This window comes from Aureimonas endophytica (assembly GCF_014642635.1).
GTDB lineage: Bacteria > Pseudomonadota > Alphaproteobacteria > Rhizobiales > Rhizobiaceae > Plantimonas > Plantimonas endophytica.
Genome location: NZ_BMIQ01000006.1, coordinates 227,502 through 242,514, shown reverse-complemented (window position 1 = coordinate 242,514; position 15,013 = coordinate 227,502). Strand labels below are relative to the sequence as shown.

Sequence of the window (15,013 nt, the reverse complement as noted above, 5' to 3'; positions counted from 1 at the left end):
CTCACTCTGCCGGGACGCGGCGGCCGGCGACCTCGGCTCCCGCCTCCTGCGACAGCGCGAGGAAGGGCAGCGAGGCGAGGGCGGAGATCGCCCCGACGATGAAGAAGGCGACGGAGAAGATCTCGATCGTCGGCAGCGCCACGCCTTGCAGCACCACGCCGGCTTCCAGAATGCCGCCGGCCGTCGCGACGCCCGTCGCGATCGCCACCTGCTGGAAGGCGGCGAGCATGGCGGTGGCGTCGCCGGCGTCCCGCTTCGGCACGTCGGCGAAGGCCAGGGTGTTGATCGAGGTGAAGAAGAGCGAGCGGAAGAAGCCGCCGACGAGCAGCAGCGCGACGAGGAGCGGCAGCGGCACGGCGTCGCTGTAGAAGCCGATCATCGCGACGAAGACGCCGCCGATCACGCCGGTGCCGAGCAGCGTCGTGCGGAAGCCGAAGGCCTTCAGGATCGGCCGGGCCAGGAACTTCATCATCATCGCGCCGCCGATCGAGGCGGCGCTGACGAGGCCCGATTGCAGCGGCGAGAAATGGTAGCCGAGCTGCAGCATCAGCGGAAACAGGAAGGGCACGGCGCCCGCGCCGATGCGGAAGATGGCGCCGCCGATCACCGCCGCCCGCAGGGTCGCGATCTCGAACAGGCGCAGCTCCAGCACCGGGCGCTCGGCGCGCCGAGCATGGCGGATGTAGAGGAGGGCGAAGCCGGCGCCGGTCAGCACCATGGCGAGGCCGAAGACCGGCGGCAGCGCCGGCAGCGAGACGACGGAGAAGCCGAAGACCATGCCGGCGCAGGCGAGGCCCGACAGGACGAAGCCCGGCCAGTCGAAGGTGATGGCCGGCACCTTCTCGACCTTCGGCAGGAAGCGCGTGGCGAGCAGGATGCCGGCGACCCCGATCGGCAGGTTGATTAGGAAGATCCAGCGCCAGTCGGCATAGGTGGCGATGGCTCCGCCGATCGGCGGCCCGACGAGCGGCCCGATCAGCGCGGGAATGGTGAACCAGGCCATGGCCGAGACGAGATCGCCCTTCGGCACGGCGCGCACCAGGAGCAGGCGCCCGACCGGCGTCATCATCGCCCCGCCCATGCCTTGCAGGAAGCGCGCGAAGACGAAGCCTTCCAGCGAATCGGCGAAGGCGCAGGCGAGCGAGCCGACCATGAACACGGCGATGGCGAGGCGGAACACCTCCTTGGCGCCGAAGCGGTCGGCCATGCGGCCCGAGATCGGGATGAAGATGGCGAGCGCCACGAAATAGCTCGTCAGCGCCAGTTTCAGCGCGATCGGGCTGGTGCCGATGTCGCGGGCGATGGTGGCAAGCGAGGTCGCGATCACCGTGGAATCCATGTTCTCCATGAACAGGGCGACAGCGAGCACGATCGGAACGATGCGTTTCAAAAGAGGTCCTCACGCTGAAGATCGACGTCGTGAGCGCTCGGGAGGGAACGGACAGGGCGTTGGGACGGGACGAGGCCGTAACTACTCCTCCCCGATCGCGGCGCAACGATGATTTTCGCCGCCGCGCCCGCCGCCCGCTCAACTCGCCGTGTTCGCCTTGCCGGTCGTGGCTTCGAGCCCAGTTGCGCGCCGGACGAAGGCGACGGGGGCGGAACCATGCGGCACGGCAAGGGCGAGACGGCGGGCGGCATCGATCGCCGCCGGGCGCTGCAACTGGCGGGAGGGCTGGCGCTTGCGCCCCTGGCCGGCCCGGCCCTTGCCGCCGGCGCCCAGACGAATGGAACGGAGACGGGCATGCAGGACGAGCGGGCGGAGCCGCGCTGGCGGCGCTACAGGATCGGCGACGCGACGATCACGGTCGTCGAGGACGGCCAGCGCATCGCCGACGGACCCTATCCGACCTTCGGCGCCGACCAGGAGGAGGCGACGGTCGCCGCCTTGCTGCGCGAGAATTTCCTGCCGGAAAAGCGCTTCGCCAACGGCTTCCTGCCCGTCCTCGTCGAGACCGGCGGCCGCCGCGTCCTGTTCGACACCGGCATGGGGCCGATGGGGCGGGCGAATGGCATGGGTCTCCTGCGCCAGCGCCTGGAGGAGGCCGGCCACCGGCCGGACGACATCGATCTCGTGGTGCTGACCCATATGCATGGCGACCATATCGGCGGCCTGATGGAGGAAGGCGGCCCGGCCTTTTCGAAGGCGCGCCTCGCCATGGGGCGGGTCGAATACGATTTCTGGACCTCGGAAGAGGCGAAGAACGGCGAGCGCCGCGACAATGCCGCGCTCGTCGCGAAGAACGTCGCGCCGCTGGCCGCCGACGCCCTGATCCTCGCGGAAGGAACCGAGGTCGTGCCCGGCATCGTGGCGCACGAGGCCTTCGGCCATTCGCCCGGCCATCTCGTCTTCGAGATCGGGTCCGGCGACGACGCGCTCTGGCTCACCGCCGACACGGCGAATCACTATGTCGCCTCGTTGCAGCGGCCGGACTGGCGGGTGCGCTTCGACCAGGACCCGGAGCGGGCGACGGCGACGCGCCGCCGGGTCTTCGACGGGCTCGCCGCCTCGCGCCGGCCCTTCATCGGCTATCACATGCCCTTTCCGGGCATCGGCTTCGTCGAAAAGGCGGGCGAGGGCTATCGCTTCGTGCCGCTGACCTATCAGCTCGACGTCGCGGGCTGAGCGCGGCGCCTTTTCAAGTCCCGTCCGGCATGCTAGCTGCCGGTGCCAATTCTTCGCCGCCGGCCGTTCTCCCAACAGGCCGGCGGTTTCTCTTTAGGGGAATGGCAATGGCCCGCATCATCGAGACCGCGACCGGCGCGACCGCGCTGACCTTCGACGACGTGCTGCTCCAGCCAGGCCATTCCGAAGTGATGCCGGGGCAGGTGGATGTGCGCACCCGCATCAGCCGCACGCTGCATCTCAACCTGCCGATCCTTTCCGCCGCGATGGACACGGTGACGGAAGCCCGCCTCGCCATCGCCATGGCCCAGGCCGGCGGCATCGGCGTCATCCACCGCAATCTCTCGCCGGTCGAACAGGCCGAGGAAGTGCGGCAGGTGAAGAAGTTCGAATCCGGCATGGTGGTCAATCCCGTCACCATCGGCCCGGACGCGACGCTCGGCGACGCGCGCCACCTGATGGACCGCCACCGCATTTCCGGCATTCCGGTCGTCGCTCCGAACGGCGCCGGGCCGGGCCGTCTTCTCGGCATCCTCACCAATCGCGACGTGCGCTTCGCGACGGACGACCGCCAGCCGATCCACGAGCTGATGACGAGGGACAATCTCGTCACCGTGCGCGAGACGGTCGGCCAGGACGAGGCCAAGCGCCTTCTCCACCAGCACCGGATCGAGAAGCTGCTGGTGGTCGACGCGGAGGACCGCTGCATCGGCCTCATCACCGTGAAGGACATCGAGAAGTCGCAGCTGAACCCCAATGCCGCGAAGGACGCGCAGGGCCGGCTTCTCGCGGCGGCGGCGACCAGCGTCGGCGAGGACGGCTTCGAGCGGGCCGAGCGGCTGATCGATGCCGGCGTCGACCTCATCGTCGTCGACACCGCCCATGGCCATTCGCAGCGCGTGCTCGACGCCGTGACGCGCGTCAAGCGCCTGTCGAACCATGTCCAGGTGATCGCCGGCAATGTCGCGACGCCGGACGGAACGAGGGCGCTGATCGATGCCGGCGCCGACGGCATCAAGGTCGGCATCGGGCCGGGCTCGATCTGCACGACGCGCATCGTCGCGGGCGTCGGCGTGCCGCAGCTCTCCGCCATCATGGGCGCCTGCGAGGCGGCGGCGGCGCAGGACGTGCCGATCATCGCCGATGGCGGCATCAAATATTCGGGCGATCTCGCCAAGGCGCTCGCGGCCGGCGCCTCCGCCGCCATGGTCGGCTCGCTGCTCGCCGGCACGGAGGAAAGCCCGGGCGAGGTCTATCTGCACCAGGGCCGCTCCTTCAAATCCTATCGCGGCATGGGCTCGGTCGGCGCGATGGCGCGCGGCTCGGCCGACCGCTATTTCCAGGCCGAGGTGCGCGACACGCTGAAGCTCGTGCCGGAAGGCATCGAGGGCCAGGTGCCCTACAAGGGCCAGGTGGCGGCCGTGCTCCACCAGCTGGCCGGCGGCTTGCGGGCGGCCATGGGCTATGTCGGCGCGGCCGATCTCCAGTCCTTCCGCGACAAGGCGACCTTCGTGCGGATCTCCAATGCGGGCCTGCGCGAGAGCCATGCCCATGACGTGACGATCACGCGCGAAAGCCCGAACTATCCGGGCGTCGGCATCTGATCCGGTGCCGGCCGGCGGCGCGCCTCAATAGGGGCGCGGCCGGCCGAGACAGGCGAGGATGATCTCGGCCAGCGCCTCGAAGCCGCGGCGCCGGGGCGTGGAGCGACGGAAGGCGAGGGCGAGCGTCCGGCTCGGCGCGGGCGCCCGGAACGGCAGGATCTCGATGCCGCCGCCCTGGCGTTCCGTCTCGACGGCGATTTCCGGCACCAGCGTCGCGCCGAGCCCGCCGGCGACCATGCGCAGGATGGTGGCGAGGCTCGTGGCGCTGAGATCGGCGAAGCGGCTCGTCGGCACGAGCTGACAGACCTTCAACGCCTGTTCGCGCAGGCAATGGCCTTCCTCCAGAAGGATCAGCCGCTCGGCGCCGAGATCGCCGACCTCCACCGAACCCCGGAAGCGCGGCGCCTCCCGCGCCGGAACCGCCAGCCAGAAGGCATCCTCGCCAAGCCCGATCGTCTCCAGGCTGGGCTCGGCGACGGGCAGGGCGACGACGGCGCAGTCGAGCTCGCCGGCGACGACATCGGCGAGAAGAGCGTCCGTGAGGCTTTCGCGCAGCGCGAGATCCAGCCTCGGATGATCGAGCGCGACGCGCGACAGAAGCGCGGGCAGGAGATAGGGCGCGACCGTGGCGATGAGCCCGAGCCGCAGCCGCCCGCCCAACGCCTCGTCCGGCTTGGCCCCGAGCGCCTCCAGGTCGCGGATCTCGGCGAGGATGCCGTTCACCTTCTCCAGGATCGCGCCGGCCTCCGGCGTCGGCGCCACGCCCGTCGGGCGGCGCTCGAAGAGCTTCGCGCCGACCGCCTCCTCGAAGGCGGCGATCTGCGCCGAAAGCGCCGGCTGGCTCACATTCAGGAGCCGCGCCGCCTTGCCGAAATGCAGGACCTCGGCAAGTGCTTGAAAATACCGGAGTTGGCGGACAGTGATCATCGCGATTGGATAATCCGATCGCGACGGTTTGAAAATACGATTGGAGCTTATCGGTCGAATCTGTTGGAAACGCTCTAAATCTGGCGAACCGGATGCAAGAGTTCAGGAAGGGAGAGACCTCCATGACCGACAGACCGAGGCTGACGACGACGGCCGGCGCGCCGCTCTCCAGCAACCAGAATGCCAAGACCGTCGGCCCGCGCGGGCCGGTGCTGCTCGAGGACTATCAGCTCATCGAGAAGCTGGCCCACCAGAACCGCGAGCGCGTGCCCGAGCGCGTCGTCCATGCCAAGGGCTGGGGCGCCTTTGGCACGCTGACCGTCACCGAGGACATCACGCGCTATTCCCGCGCCAAGGTGTTCTCGCAGGTCGGCAAGAAGACCGAGATGCTCGCCCGCTTCTCCACCGTCGCCGGCGAGCAGGGCGCGGCGGATGCCGAGCGCGACGTGCGCGGCTTCTCGCTGAAGTTCTATACCGAGGAAGGCAACTGGGACGTCGTCGGCAACAACACGCCGGTCTTCTTCGTCGCCGATCCCTACAAGTTCCCGGACTTCATCCACACGCAGAAGCGCCATCCGCGCACCAACCTGCGCTCGGCGACCGCCATGTGGGACTTCTGGTCGCTCTGCCCGGAATCGCTGCATCAGGTGACGATCCTGATGTCGGATCGCGGCATCCCGGTCGACCCCAGCCGCATGAACGGCTACGGCTCGCACACCTTCTCCTTCTGGAACGACCAGGGCGAGCGCTTCTGGGTGAAGTTCCACTTCAAGACGAAGCAGGGCCACAAGACCTTCACCAACGAGGAGGCCGAAAAGGTCATCGCCAAGTCGCGCGAGAGCTATCAGGAAGCGCTCTACGGCATGATCGAGGCGGGCAACTTCCCGAAATGGGATTTCTTCGTCCAGATCATGCCGGAGCTGGAAGCCGAGGAGTTCGAGAAGAAGACCGGCTGGAGCGCCTTCGACCTCACCAAGGTCTGGCCGCATGGCCTGTATCCGCTGATCAAGGTCGGCGAGTTCGAGCTGAACCGCAACCCGGACAACTATTTCACCGAGATCGAGCAGTCGGCCTTCAACCCGTCCAACGTGGTGCCGGGCATCGGCTTCTCGCCGGACAAGATGCTCCAGGGCCGGCTCTTCTCCTATCCGGACGCGCATCGCTACCGGATCGGCGTCCATTACGAGTCGCTGCCGGTCAACAAGCCGCGCTCGCCGGTGAACCACTACAACCGCGACGGCTCGATGCCCTTCGGCCTTCGCACCAACCCGGACGCCTATTACGAGCCGAACTCCTTCGGCGGGCCGGTGGAGGACCCGAGCGTCGAGGAGCCGCCGCACCGCTATTCCGGCGAGGTCGGACGCTACGAGTTCCGGGCCGAGGCGGACCACTACTCGCAGCCGCGCGCGCTCTTCAACCTCTTCGACGACGCGCATAAGGAGCGCCTGTTCAAGACGCTGGCGGGCGCGATGCAGGGCGTGCCGCAATTCATCGTGGACCGGCAGCTGGCGCATTTCGACAAGGTCGATCCGGCCTATGGCGCGGGCGTGCGCCGGGCCCTGGAAGCGCAGGGTCGCGACGACGCGCAGGCGAGTCTGACCACCAGCCACGCGGCGGCGGCCGAATAGGCCTGCCGCACCGTCGACGACGAGACAGGGCCGGGAGCGATCCCGGCCCTTTCGCGTCTCCGGGATACCGAAAGCGGTCGCATCGCCGCCGGCGATCCTGCCGCCTTCCTGAGACTCCGCCTGTCGTCGGGGCTCGGGAGGCCGAGCCTTGCGGCGAATGCCGGCCTCGCCTAGCTTCCCGGCGGATGCGGGACGTTGCGATGACCGATGACCGGACCTTGCCGGATGCCGAAGGCCTGAGCGCGCGCCTGGCGGAAGCTCCGGCGTTTCGATGTCCGCCCGCTCCGGCGCCGGGCTCGGCCTGACGCTGTCCCGCGCCCCTCGTTCTCCCGCCGGTGCGGCGCGGAGCCTTTTCTTGCCACGAAGCCTGAAATCCTTGTCCGAACCTTCGCTTATCCCCTGCCGCAACGCCCGCCGAGGAGGTCTCCCATGCGTCTAGGAGGGCGGCTCGCCGCGGCGATCGAGGTTCTGGAGGATATCGCGAAGCGGCATCGGCCGGTCGCCGACGCCTTGAAGGACTGGGGCCTGTCGCATCGCTTCGCCGGGTCCGGCGACCGCTCGGCCATCGGCAATCTCGTCTATGATGTCCTGCGCCGCAAGCGCTCCTTCGGCTGGCGGATGGGCAATGATTCGAACCGCGCGCTCGTCTTCGCGGCGCTGGTCGAATCCTGGCGCCTCGCGCCGGACGGCATCGCCGCCGCGCTGGAAGACGACCGCTTCGCGCCGAAGCTGCCGGGCGAGGCGGAATGGACCCGTTTCGCGCAGGCCGATCTCGGCAAGGCGCCGCCCGCCGTCCAGGCCGACGTGCCGGACTGGCTGGTCGGCGAGCTCGAAGCCTCGCTCGGGGCGGACTGGATCGCGGAAGCCGCCGCGCTCGGCGACCGGCCGCCGCTCGATCTGCGCGTCAACACGCTTCTCGCCGACCGCGCCAAGGCGAGCGCGGCGCTAGCCGAATTCGCGCCGGCCCCGACCCGCCTGTCGCCGCTCGGCCTGCGCCTGCCGCCGATCGAGGGCGCGGGCCGCCACCCGAATATCCAGGCGGAAGCCGCCTTCCAGACCGGCCTCGTCGAGGTTCAGGACGAGGGCTCGCAGCTCGCGGCGCTGCTTGTCGGAGCGCGTCCGGGCGAAACGCTGCTCGACCTCTGCGCCGGCGCCGGCGGCAAGACGCTGGCGCTCGCTGCCGCGACGGGCGGGGAGGGGCATCTCCATGCCTTCGACGCCGATCGCCGGCGGCTGGCCCCGATCTACGACCGGCTGCGGCGGGCGGAGGCGCGCGATGTCGCGGTGCATGGCCGCATGGAGGATCTCGCCCCCCTCGAAGCGAAGGCCGATCGCGTCGTGGTCGACGCGCCCTGCACCGGCGCCGGCACCTGGCGGCGGCGGCCGGACGCGAAATGGCGCCTCTCTTCCCAGGCCGTCGAGAAGCGCATCGCCGAGCAGGACGCCGTTCTCGACACCGCGAGCCGCTTCGTGCGGCCGGGTGGCGGGCGCCTCGCCTTCATCACCTGTTCCGTGCTCGCCCGCGAGAATACGGCGCGCGTCGAGGCCTTTCTTCGCCGCCATCCGGATTTCGCCCTGGAGGACGGCGGCGCGAACTGGCGGGAGCACCTGCCGGAGGCGCCGGAAGACGTCCATCTCCGGCCGTTGGAAGGCGGCACGGCGCTGCTGCTGACGCCGCGCCGCTCCGGCACCGACGGCTTCTTCTTCGCCCGGTTGGTGCGCCGGTGACCATGCCTCTCCGCCATCTTCTCTGGCTGGCCTGCTTTCTCGTCGTCACGCTCGGCGGCGGCTTGTCGATCGGCATCGCCAACCCGCCGGGCGCCTGGTACGAGGCCTTGGCGAAGCCCGGCTTCACGCCGCCGAACTGGCTGTTTCCCGTTGCCTGGACGATTCTCTATGTCCTGATCGGGATCGCCGGCTGGCGCGTCTTCCTCAAAGGGCCGGCCGTGGCCCTGGCGCTCTGGCTCGTGCAGCTGGCGCTCAACTTCGCCTGGTCGCCGACCTTCTTCGGCGCCCATCGGATCGGCGCCGGGCTCTTGATCATCGCGCTGCTCCTCGGCGCGATCCTCGCCTTCCTTTTCGCCACGATCCGGCGCAACCGCGTCGCGGCCTGGTGCTTCCTGCCCTATGCCGCCTGGGTCGCCTATGCGACGCTGCTCAATTTCGCGCTCTGGCGGCTGAACTGAGCGGCCGCTAGGGCGGCGGGCGCCGATTGACAAGGCCTCGAACTCAATCTTAACCTTTGGTCGCGCGACATTTGAGGGGATGGCGCTCGATGCGGACTGCATTCGGACTTGCGGCGGCCTTGATCGCCGCCTCGGCTCTGCCGTCGCGAGGTGAGAGCTTCGACGACGAGCGCCTGATCGATCTCTGGGCGTCGCAGCGCTCGGTCTGCCAGGACGGCGACGAGAAGAGCCCGGACACCTGGATGGCCTGCGGCCGCAGCGACGCCTTCGCGGCGGTGCTGGCCGCGCGGGGGCTTTGCCTCGATGCCGGGCAGGATGTCTGGCGCGTCGGCAATGCCGCCTCCGCGACGCGCGGCGAGGATCACTGGCGCTGCTCGCTGGTGTCGAGCTGAGCGCCGCCGAACCTCGCGATCTCGCGCCCGATCGGCTGGCGGGGCGCTCCGTCCTCTTCGTCATGGCGGCGGACGCGGAATACGGGCCGGAACTGCGCCGCCGCATCCGCCCGCTTCTCACCGGCGTCGGCCCGGTGGAGGCGGCGCTCGGCACGGGCATCGCGCTCCAGGCGCTGGCCGGCGCGAGCGAATTGCCGGATCTCGTCGTCTCCCTCGGCTCGGCCGGCTCGCGCGTTCTCGAACAGGGCGCGGTCTATCAGGTCGCCTCCGTCTCCTGGCGCGATATCGACGCCTCCGTCCTCGGCTTCCCGAAGGGCGTCACGCCCTTTCTCGACCATCCGGTCGAGACGCCCCTGCCGACACCGATCCCGAGCATCCCGGCCAAGCGCCTGTCCACCGGCGGCGACGTCGTGTCGGGCGCGCGCTACGGTGCGATCGACGCCGAGATGGTCGACATGGAGACCTTCGCGGTGCTGCGCGCCTGCCAGCGTTTCGGCCTGCCGCTCGTCGGCCTGCGCGGCATTTCGGACGGGGCCGCCGAGCTCCACCACTATGACGACTGGACGGCGCTGCTCGGCCATCTCGACGCGCGCCTCGCCGAAGCGCTCGACCGGCTCGAAATCGCGATGGAAGCGGGATTGATTTAAGATAGAAGAGGCCTAGTCGCGGCTCTTGCGAAGCGCCGCCCCCTTCTTTAAAGCCCCGCAATGACCGCGCACCCAGACACCGTCCTCATCGTCGATTTCGGCTCCCAGGTTACGCAGCTCATCGCCCGGCGCGTGCGCGAGGCGGGGGTCTATTCCGAGATCGTTCCCTTCCAGTCGGCGGAAGAGGGTTTTCGACGCCTGAAGCCGAAGGCGGTGATCCTGTCCGGCTCGCCCGCCTCCACCACGGAAGAGGCCTCGCCCCGGGCGCCGGCGGCGATCTTCGAGGCGGATGTGCCGGTGCTCGGCATCTGCTACGGCCAGCAGACGATGTGCGCCCAGCTCGGCGGGCGGATCGAGGGCGGGCTGCACCGCGAATTCGGCCGCGCCTTCGTGGAGGTGAAGCATTCCTCGCCGCTTTTCGACGGCGTCTGGGCGGAGGGCACGCGCCATCAGGTCTGGATGAGCCATGGCGACCGCGTCACGGCGCTGCCGCCGGGCTTCGAGATCATCGCCGTCTCGCCCGGCGCGCCCTTCGCCGCCATCGCCGACGAGCAGCGCCGCTTCTACGGCGTGCAGTTCCACCCGGAAGTCGTGCACACGCCGGACGGCGCCAAGCTCATCTCTAATTTCGTCCATCGCATCGCGGGCCTGCCCGGCGACTGGACCATGGCCGCCTTCCGCGATCAGGCCGTCGCCGAGATCCGGCAGAAGGTCGGCAGGAACCGCGTCATCTGCGGCCTGTCGGGCGGTGTCGATTCGGCCGTCGCGGCGGTGCTGCTGCACGAGGCGATCGGCGACCAGCTCACCTGCATCTTCGTCGATCACGGCCTGATGCGGCTCGGCGAGGCGGAGGAGGTGGTCGGCCTGTTCCGCGGCCATTACAACATCCCGCTCGTCCATGTGGAGGCGGCCGATCTCTTCATCGGCGCGCTGGAAGGCGAGAGCGACCCGGAGAAGAAGCGCAAGACGATCGGCCGGCTGTTCATCGAGACCTTCGAGGCGGAGGCCAAGAAGCTCGGCGGCGCCGAGTTCCTGGCACAGGGCACGCTCTATCCCGACGTCATCGAGAGCGTCTCCTTCACCGGCGGCCCCTCCGTCACCATCAAGTCGCATCACAATGTCGGCGGCCTGCCCGAGCGCATGAACATGAAGCTCGTGGAGCCCCTGCGCGAGCTCTTCAAGGACGAGGTGCGGGCGCTCGGCCGCGAGCTCGGCCTGCCGGAGAGCTTCGTCGGCCGCCATCCCTTCCCGGGGCCGGGCCTCGCCATCCGCTGCCCCGGCGGCATCACGCGGGAGAAGCTCGACATCCTGCGCCAGGCCGACGCGATCTATCTCGACGAGATCCGCAAGGCCGGCCTCTACGACACGATCTGGCAGGCCTTCGCCGTGCTTCTGCCCGTGCAGACGGTCGGCGTGATGGGGGACGGGCGCACCTACGAATTCGTCTGCGCCCTGCGCGCCGTGACCTCGGTCGACGGCATGACGGCGGATTTCTATCCCTTCGACATGGAGTTCCTCGGCAACGCGGCGACGCGCATCATCAACGAGGTGAAGGGCATCAACCGCGTCGTCTACGACGTCACCTCCAAGCCGCCCGGCACGATCGAGTGGGAATAAGACGGAGGCGCCGGGCGGGGCTCACCGCGCCGGCATCGTGTCGGTCGGCTCCCCGGTCGGGATCATGAGCGCGGCGCCTGTAGAGTCATAGGCTTCTTGCAGAAGGGCGCGACATCGCCGACGCGTGCCGCAGGAACCGCCCGTCGACGACTGCCCTCCTGCCGCTTCGAGGAATGGAGCGGCCCGTAAACGCGGGCGCGAGCGGCCGGGATTGGCGTCGACAGTTCAGCCGGGGTCGCGGCAGACGTCCACCCATTCGCCGCCGGTCAGGGCGGCGAGCCGGTCGGGGGCGATGCGCAGCGCGCTATGGGTCGAGCCGGCCGCCGGCACGACCTCGGCGAAATCCTTCAGGCGGATGTCGCAATAGACCTTCAGCGGCGTCGCGAGGCCGAAGGGACAGACGCCGCCGACCGGATGGCCGGTGATCGCCTCCACCTCCGCGCCGCCGAGCATCGAGACCTTGCCGCCGAACACCTGCTTCGCCTTGCCGTTGTCGAGCCGGGTATCGCCGCGCGCCACGAGCACGAAACAGTGTTCGCCGACCTTCAGCGACAGCGTCTTGGCGATCTGGCCGGGCGCTACGCCATGGCCCTTGGCCGCGAGCTCCACCGTCGCGGTCGAACTGTCGAGCTCGATGATGGCGATGTCCGGGGCCCTGGCGGCGAGAAAGGCGCGAACGGATTCGAGACTCATGACGCGGTCCTCGATGGAGAAGATGCCTCGTTCTGGCCGAAAGCGCGGGGCTGCGCCAAGCCTTTCGGCCGAAGGCGCTTTCGTTTCGGGCGAAAATCGGTAGAACCGGCCGAAAGCCGGGCGGCCGCGCGAGACTTGCGCGAGCCCCGCCCCCGCCGGACGAGTGTGGATGAGCGACGAGACATTCTTTCGCGAGGTCAACGAAGAGATCCGCCAGCAGCGCGTCCACGATCTCTGGCGCCGCTTCGGCCGCTGGCTGCTGGCGGGCGCCGTGGTGGCCGTCGTGGCGACCGGCGGCTATGTCGCCTATCGCGAATACAGCCTGAGCCGCGCCAATGCCGCCGGCGACCGTTTCATCGCGGCCGTCGATCTCGCCGATGCCGACAAGTTCGACGAGGCGGTGCAGCAATTGCAGGCCATCGCGGGCGAGGGCGTCGGCGCCTATCCGGGTCTCGCCGATCTTCGCCTCGCCGCGATCCACCAGCGCCAGGGCGATGCCAAGGCGGCGCTGGACGGGTTCGACGCCGTCGCCAAGGATGCCGAGGCGCCCAAGCCGCTGCGCGACATGGCCGCCATCCGCGCCGGCTACGTGCTGGTCGATACCGGCAGCCTCGAAGACGTGCGCGCCCATGTCGAGCGCCTGTCCGGCGACGGCGAGCCGCTGCGCTTCGCCGCGCGCGAGGCGTTGGGGCTCGCGGCCTGGAAGGCCGGCAAGCTCGACGAGGCCCGCCGCTTCCTCACCCCCAATCGCGACGAACCTTCGGCCCCGTCCGGCATCGCGCTGCGCGCCCGCATCCTGATGGAACTGGTGGATGCCGGGACGACGCCGGAATCGGCGGCCGCCGCCGCTGCGGCCGCGCCGCCGGCGCCCGCTCTGCCGGATCTCGCCACGACGCCGCTGCCGCTCGATCTCGGCGCGCCGGACGAGGCCGCGCCCGCGACCGAGGCGCCGATGGGCGCAGACGCGCTGCCGCTCGAACCGCCGGCCGGCGCGACGAGCGAGGCGCCGGCAGCGGAGCCGTCCGCCGCCGCGCCGGTGGCGCCCGCCACGGAAACCCCTGCGGCTCCCGCCGCCGAAGTCCCCGCCGCGGCAGCCCCCGCCGAAGCGCCGGCCGCTACTACGCCCGAGCCGGCGGCGCCCGCCCAGCCGGAGGCTGCGGCGCCATCCCCGGCCACGCCCGCCGGTGACGCGCCCGCCAACGATCAACCGCCGGCCGCTTCCGCGCCGGCGGCGCCAGCGAACTGACGCCGCCATGGTCGCCATCGCCATCATCGGCCGGCCGAATGTCGGCAAGTCGACGCTCTTCAACCGCCTCGTCGGCAAGCGCCTCGCGCTCGTCGACGACCAGCCCGGCGTCACGCGCGACCGGCGCCAGGGCGAGGCGCGGCTGCTCGATCTCGAATTCTCCGTCATCGATACGGCGGGTCTCGAAAACGCGGCGAATGACAGCCTCGAGGCGCGCATGCGCCAGCAGACCGAGCGCGCGGTCGAGGAGGCGGATCTCTCGCTCTTCGTGATCGACGCGAAGGCCGGCGTCACGCCGGAGGACGATTTCTTCGGCGATCTCCTGCGCCGTAAGGGCGGCCGCGTCGTGCTCGTCGCCAACAAGGCGGAGGCGCGCGGCTCGGATGCCGGCTTCTACGATGCCTTCGCGCTCGGCCTCGGCGAGCCGGTGGCGATCTCGGCCGAACATGGCGAGGGCATGGGGGACCTGCGCGATGCGCTGGTCTCGGCGCTCGGCGAAGCGGCCTTCGGCCTTGATCAGGACGAGGTCGAGGAAGCCGAAGTGGCCGTGCCGACGGCGCCCGCCCTCGACGAGAACGGCGAGGAGATCATCGAGGCCTATGACGCGACGAAGCCTCTGCGCATCGCCGTGGTCGGCCGGCCGAATGCCGGCAAGTCGACGCTCGTCAACCGCTTTCTCGGTGAGGACCGGCTGCTGACCGGGCCGGAGGCCGGCGTCACGCGCGATTCCATCTCGGTGGAATGGGAATGGCGCGGCCGGCGCATCAAGATGTTCGATACGGCGGGCCTGCGCCGCCGGGCCAAGGTGCAGGAGAAGCTGGAGAAGCTTTCCGTCGCCGATGCGCTCCGGGCGGTGAAGTTCGCCGAGGTCGTGGTGATCGTCCTTGATGCCACGATTCCCTTCGAGCGCCAGGACCTGTCGATCGCCGATCTCGTGGTGCGCGAGGGCCGCGCCCCGGTGATCGCCTTCAACAAGTGGGACCTCGTCGAGGATCGCCAGGCGCTGCTCGCCTCGCTCCACGAGATGACGGAGCGTCTTCTGCCGCAGGCGCGCGGCATCCGCGCCGTGCCGGTTTCCGGCGAGACCGGCGAGGGGCTCGACCGCCTGATGCAGTCGATCGCGACGACCCACGAGATCTGGAACCGCCGCGTCTCGACCTCCAAGCTCAATCAATGGCTCGACCGCGTGACGGCGCATCATCCGCCGCCGGCGGTCGCGGGGCGGCGCGTCAACATCAAATACATGACGCAGGTGAAGACGCGGCCGCCGACCTTCGTCCTCTCCGTCTCGCGGCCCGAGGCGCTCGGCGCCTCCTATCAGCGCTATCTGGTGAACGGGCTGCGCGAGACCTTCGGCATTGCCGGCGTGCCGATCCGCCTGAATTTCCGCAAGACGCACAATCCCTTCGCCGGGCGGGCCAAGCCGAAGCCGTGAGCCGCCATCGGC

Annotated in this window: 13 protein-coding genes; 10 read left to right on the top strand and 3 right to left on the bottom strand. The window is 69.7% G+C overall.

The features are described from left to right. Nucleotide 1: 1 nt before the first annotated feature. A complete protein-coding gene (locus tag IEY14_RS18740) occupies nucleotides 2–1,390 on the bottom strand; it encodes an MFS transporter (protein WP_188911240.1) in 1,389 nt (462 codons plus the stop codon). Between the two features lie 216 nt (nucleotides 1,391–1,606). Between IEY14_RS18740 and IEY14_RS18735 the strand changes: the two genes are divergently transcribed. After that, nucleotides 1,607–2,626 carry an MBL fold metallo-hydrolase gene (locus IEY14_RS18735; RefSeq protein ID WP_188911238.1) on the top strand — a complete coding sequence of 340 codons (1,020 nt, stop codon included), beginning with the start codon at nucleotides 1,607–1,609 and terminating at the stop codon, nucleotides 2,624–2,626. Nucleotides 2,627–2,733: 107 nt separating this feature from the next. Continuing rightward, entirely contained in the window at nucleotides 2,734–4,230 is a 1,497-nt protein-coding gene (gene guaB / locus IEY14_RS18730; protein WP_188911236.1) for an IMP dehydrogenase, read from the top strand. A gap of 24 nt (nucleotides 4,231–4,254) precedes the next feature. Here the strand turns inward: guaB and IEY14_RS18725 are convergent, their stop codons facing one another. Beyond that, the gene (locus tag IEY14_RS18725) at nucleotides 4,255–5,157 is read right to left on the bottom strand and encodes a hydrogen peroxide-inducible genes activator (protein ID WP_188911234.1); all 903 of its coding nucleotides are present in this window, start codon (nucleotides 5,155–5,157) and stop codon (nucleotides 4,255–4,257) included. Nucleotides 5,158–5,279: 122 nt separating this feature from the next. On the opposite strand from IEY14_RS18725, the gene IEY14_RS18720 reads away from it, so the two are divergent. The 6 genes from IEY14_RS18720 (at nucleotide 5,280) to guaA (ending at nucleotide 11,627) form a co-directional block, all read left to right on the top strand. Continuing rightward, nucleotides 5,280–6,785 (top strand): catalase, encoded by a 1,506-nt coding sequence (locus IEY14_RS18720; protein WP_188911232.1) that lies wholly within the window; start codon nucleotides 5,280–5,282, stop codon nucleotides 6,783–6,785. A gap of 429 nt (nucleotides 6,786–7,214) precedes the next feature. Further along, nucleotides 7,215–8,513, top strand: coding sequence for an RsmB/NOP family class I SAM-dependent RNA methyltransferase (locus IEY14_RS18715; RefSeq protein WP_188911230.1), 1,299 nt, complete (start codon nucleotides 7,215–7,217; stop codon nucleotides 8,511–8,513). 2 nt (nucleotides 8,514–8,515) lie between these two features. Beyond that, a complete protein-coding gene (locus IEY14_RS18710) occupies nucleotides 8,516–8,971 on the top strand; it encodes a TspO/MBR family protein (protein ID WP_188911444.1) in 456 nt (151 codons plus the stop codon). Between the two features lie 89 nt (nucleotides 8,972–9,060). Then, nucleotides 9,061–9,363, top strand: coding sequence for a hypothetical protein (locus IEY14_RS18705; protein WP_188911229.1), 303 nt, complete (start codon nucleotides 9,061–9,063; stop codon nucleotides 9,361–9,363). 35 nt (nucleotides 9,364–9,398) lie between these two features. Further along, the gene (locus IEY14_RS18700) at nucleotides 9,399–10,010 is read left to right on the top strand and encodes a 5'-methylthioadenosine/S-adenosylhomocysteine nucleosidase (RefSeq protein WP_280515058.1); all 612 of its coding nucleotides are present in this window, start codon (nucleotides 9,399–9,401) and stop codon (nucleotides 10,008–10,010) included. A 60-nt stretch (nucleotides 10,011–10,070) separates the two neighbouring features. After that, a complete protein-coding gene (gene guaA, locus IEY14_RS18695; RefSeq protein WP_188911225.1) occupies nucleotides 10,071–11,627 on the top strand; it encodes a glutamine-hydrolyzing GMP synthase in 1,557 nt (518 codons plus the stop codon). A 225-nt stretch (nucleotides 11,628–11,852) separates the two neighbouring features. On the opposite strand, the gene IEY14_RS18690 is transcribed toward guaA, so the two are convergent. Continuing rightward, nucleotides 11,853–12,320 carry a YbaK/EbsC family protein gene (locus tag IEY14_RS18690; RefSeq protein WP_188911223.1) on the bottom strand — a complete coding sequence of 156 codons (468 nt, stop codon included), beginning with the start codon at nucleotides 12,318–12,320 and terminating at the stop codon, nucleotides 11,853–11,855. Between the two features lie 169 nt (nucleotides 12,321–12,489). On the opposite strand from IEY14_RS18690, the gene IEY14_RS18685 reads away from it, so the two are divergent. Together IEY14_RS18685 and der are read left to right on the top strand one after the other, a co-directional pair. After that, entirely contained in the window at nucleotides 12,490–13,566 is a 1,077-nt protein-coding gene (locus IEY14_RS18685) for a tetratricopeptide repeat protein (protein WP_188911221.1), read from the top strand. Between the two features lie 7 nt (nucleotides 13,567–13,573). Beyond that, entirely contained in the window at nucleotides 13,574–15,001 is a 1,428-nt protein-coding gene (der, locus tag IEY14_RS18680) for a ribosome biogenesis GTPase Der (protein WP_188911201.1), read from the top strand. The last annotated feature ends 12 nt before the right edge of the window (nucleotides 15,002–15,013 follow it).

Excerpts from the sequence above, each read along its gene's own strand:
- IEY14_RS18720 (WP_188911232.1), top strand. The coding sequence starts at position 5,280 with ATGACCGACAGACCGAGGCTGACGACGACGGCCGGCGCGCCGCTCTCC.
- IEY14_RS18725 (WP_188911234.1), bottom strand. The coding sequence starts at position 5,157 with ATGATCACTGTCCGCCAACTCCGGTATTTTCAAGCACTTGCCGAGGTC.
- IEY14_RS18685 (WP_188911221.1), top strand. The coding sequence starts at position 12,490 with ATGAGCGACGAGACATTCTTTCGCGAGGTCAACGAAGAGATCCGCCAG.
- IEY14_RS18710 (WP_188911444.1), top strand. The coding sequence starts at position 8,516 with ATGCCTCTCCGCCATCTTCTCTGGCTGGCCTGCTTTCTCGTCGTCACG.
- IEY14_RS18735 (WP_188911238.1), top strand. The coding sequence starts at position 1,607 with ATGCGGCACGGCAAGGGCGAGACGGCGGGCGGCATCGATCGCCGCCGG.
- guaB (WP_188911236.1), top strand. The coding sequence starts at position 2,734 with ATGGCCCGCATCATCGAGACCGCGACCGGCGCGACCGCGCTGACCTTC.
- IEY14_RS18715 (WP_188911230.1), top strand. The coding sequence starts at position 7,215 with ATGCGTCTAGGAGGGCGGCTCGCCGCGGCGATCGAGGTTCTGGAGGAT.
- guaA (WP_188911225.1), top strand. The coding sequence starts at position 10,071 with ATGACCGCGCACCCAGACACCGTCCTCATCGTCGATTTCGGCTCCCAG.
- IEY14_RS18690 (WP_188911223.1), bottom strand. The coding sequence starts at position 12,320 with ATGAGTCTCGAATCCGTTCGCGCCTTTCTCGCCGCCAGGGCCCCGGAC.
- der (WP_188911201.1), top strand. The coding sequence starts at position 13,574 with ATGGTCGCCATCGCCATCATCGGCCGGCCGAATGTCGGCAAGTCGACG.
- IEY14_RS18705 (WP_188911229.1), top strand. The coding sequence starts at position 9,061 with ATGCGGACTGCATTCGGACTTGCGGCGGCCTTGATCGCCGCCTCGGCT.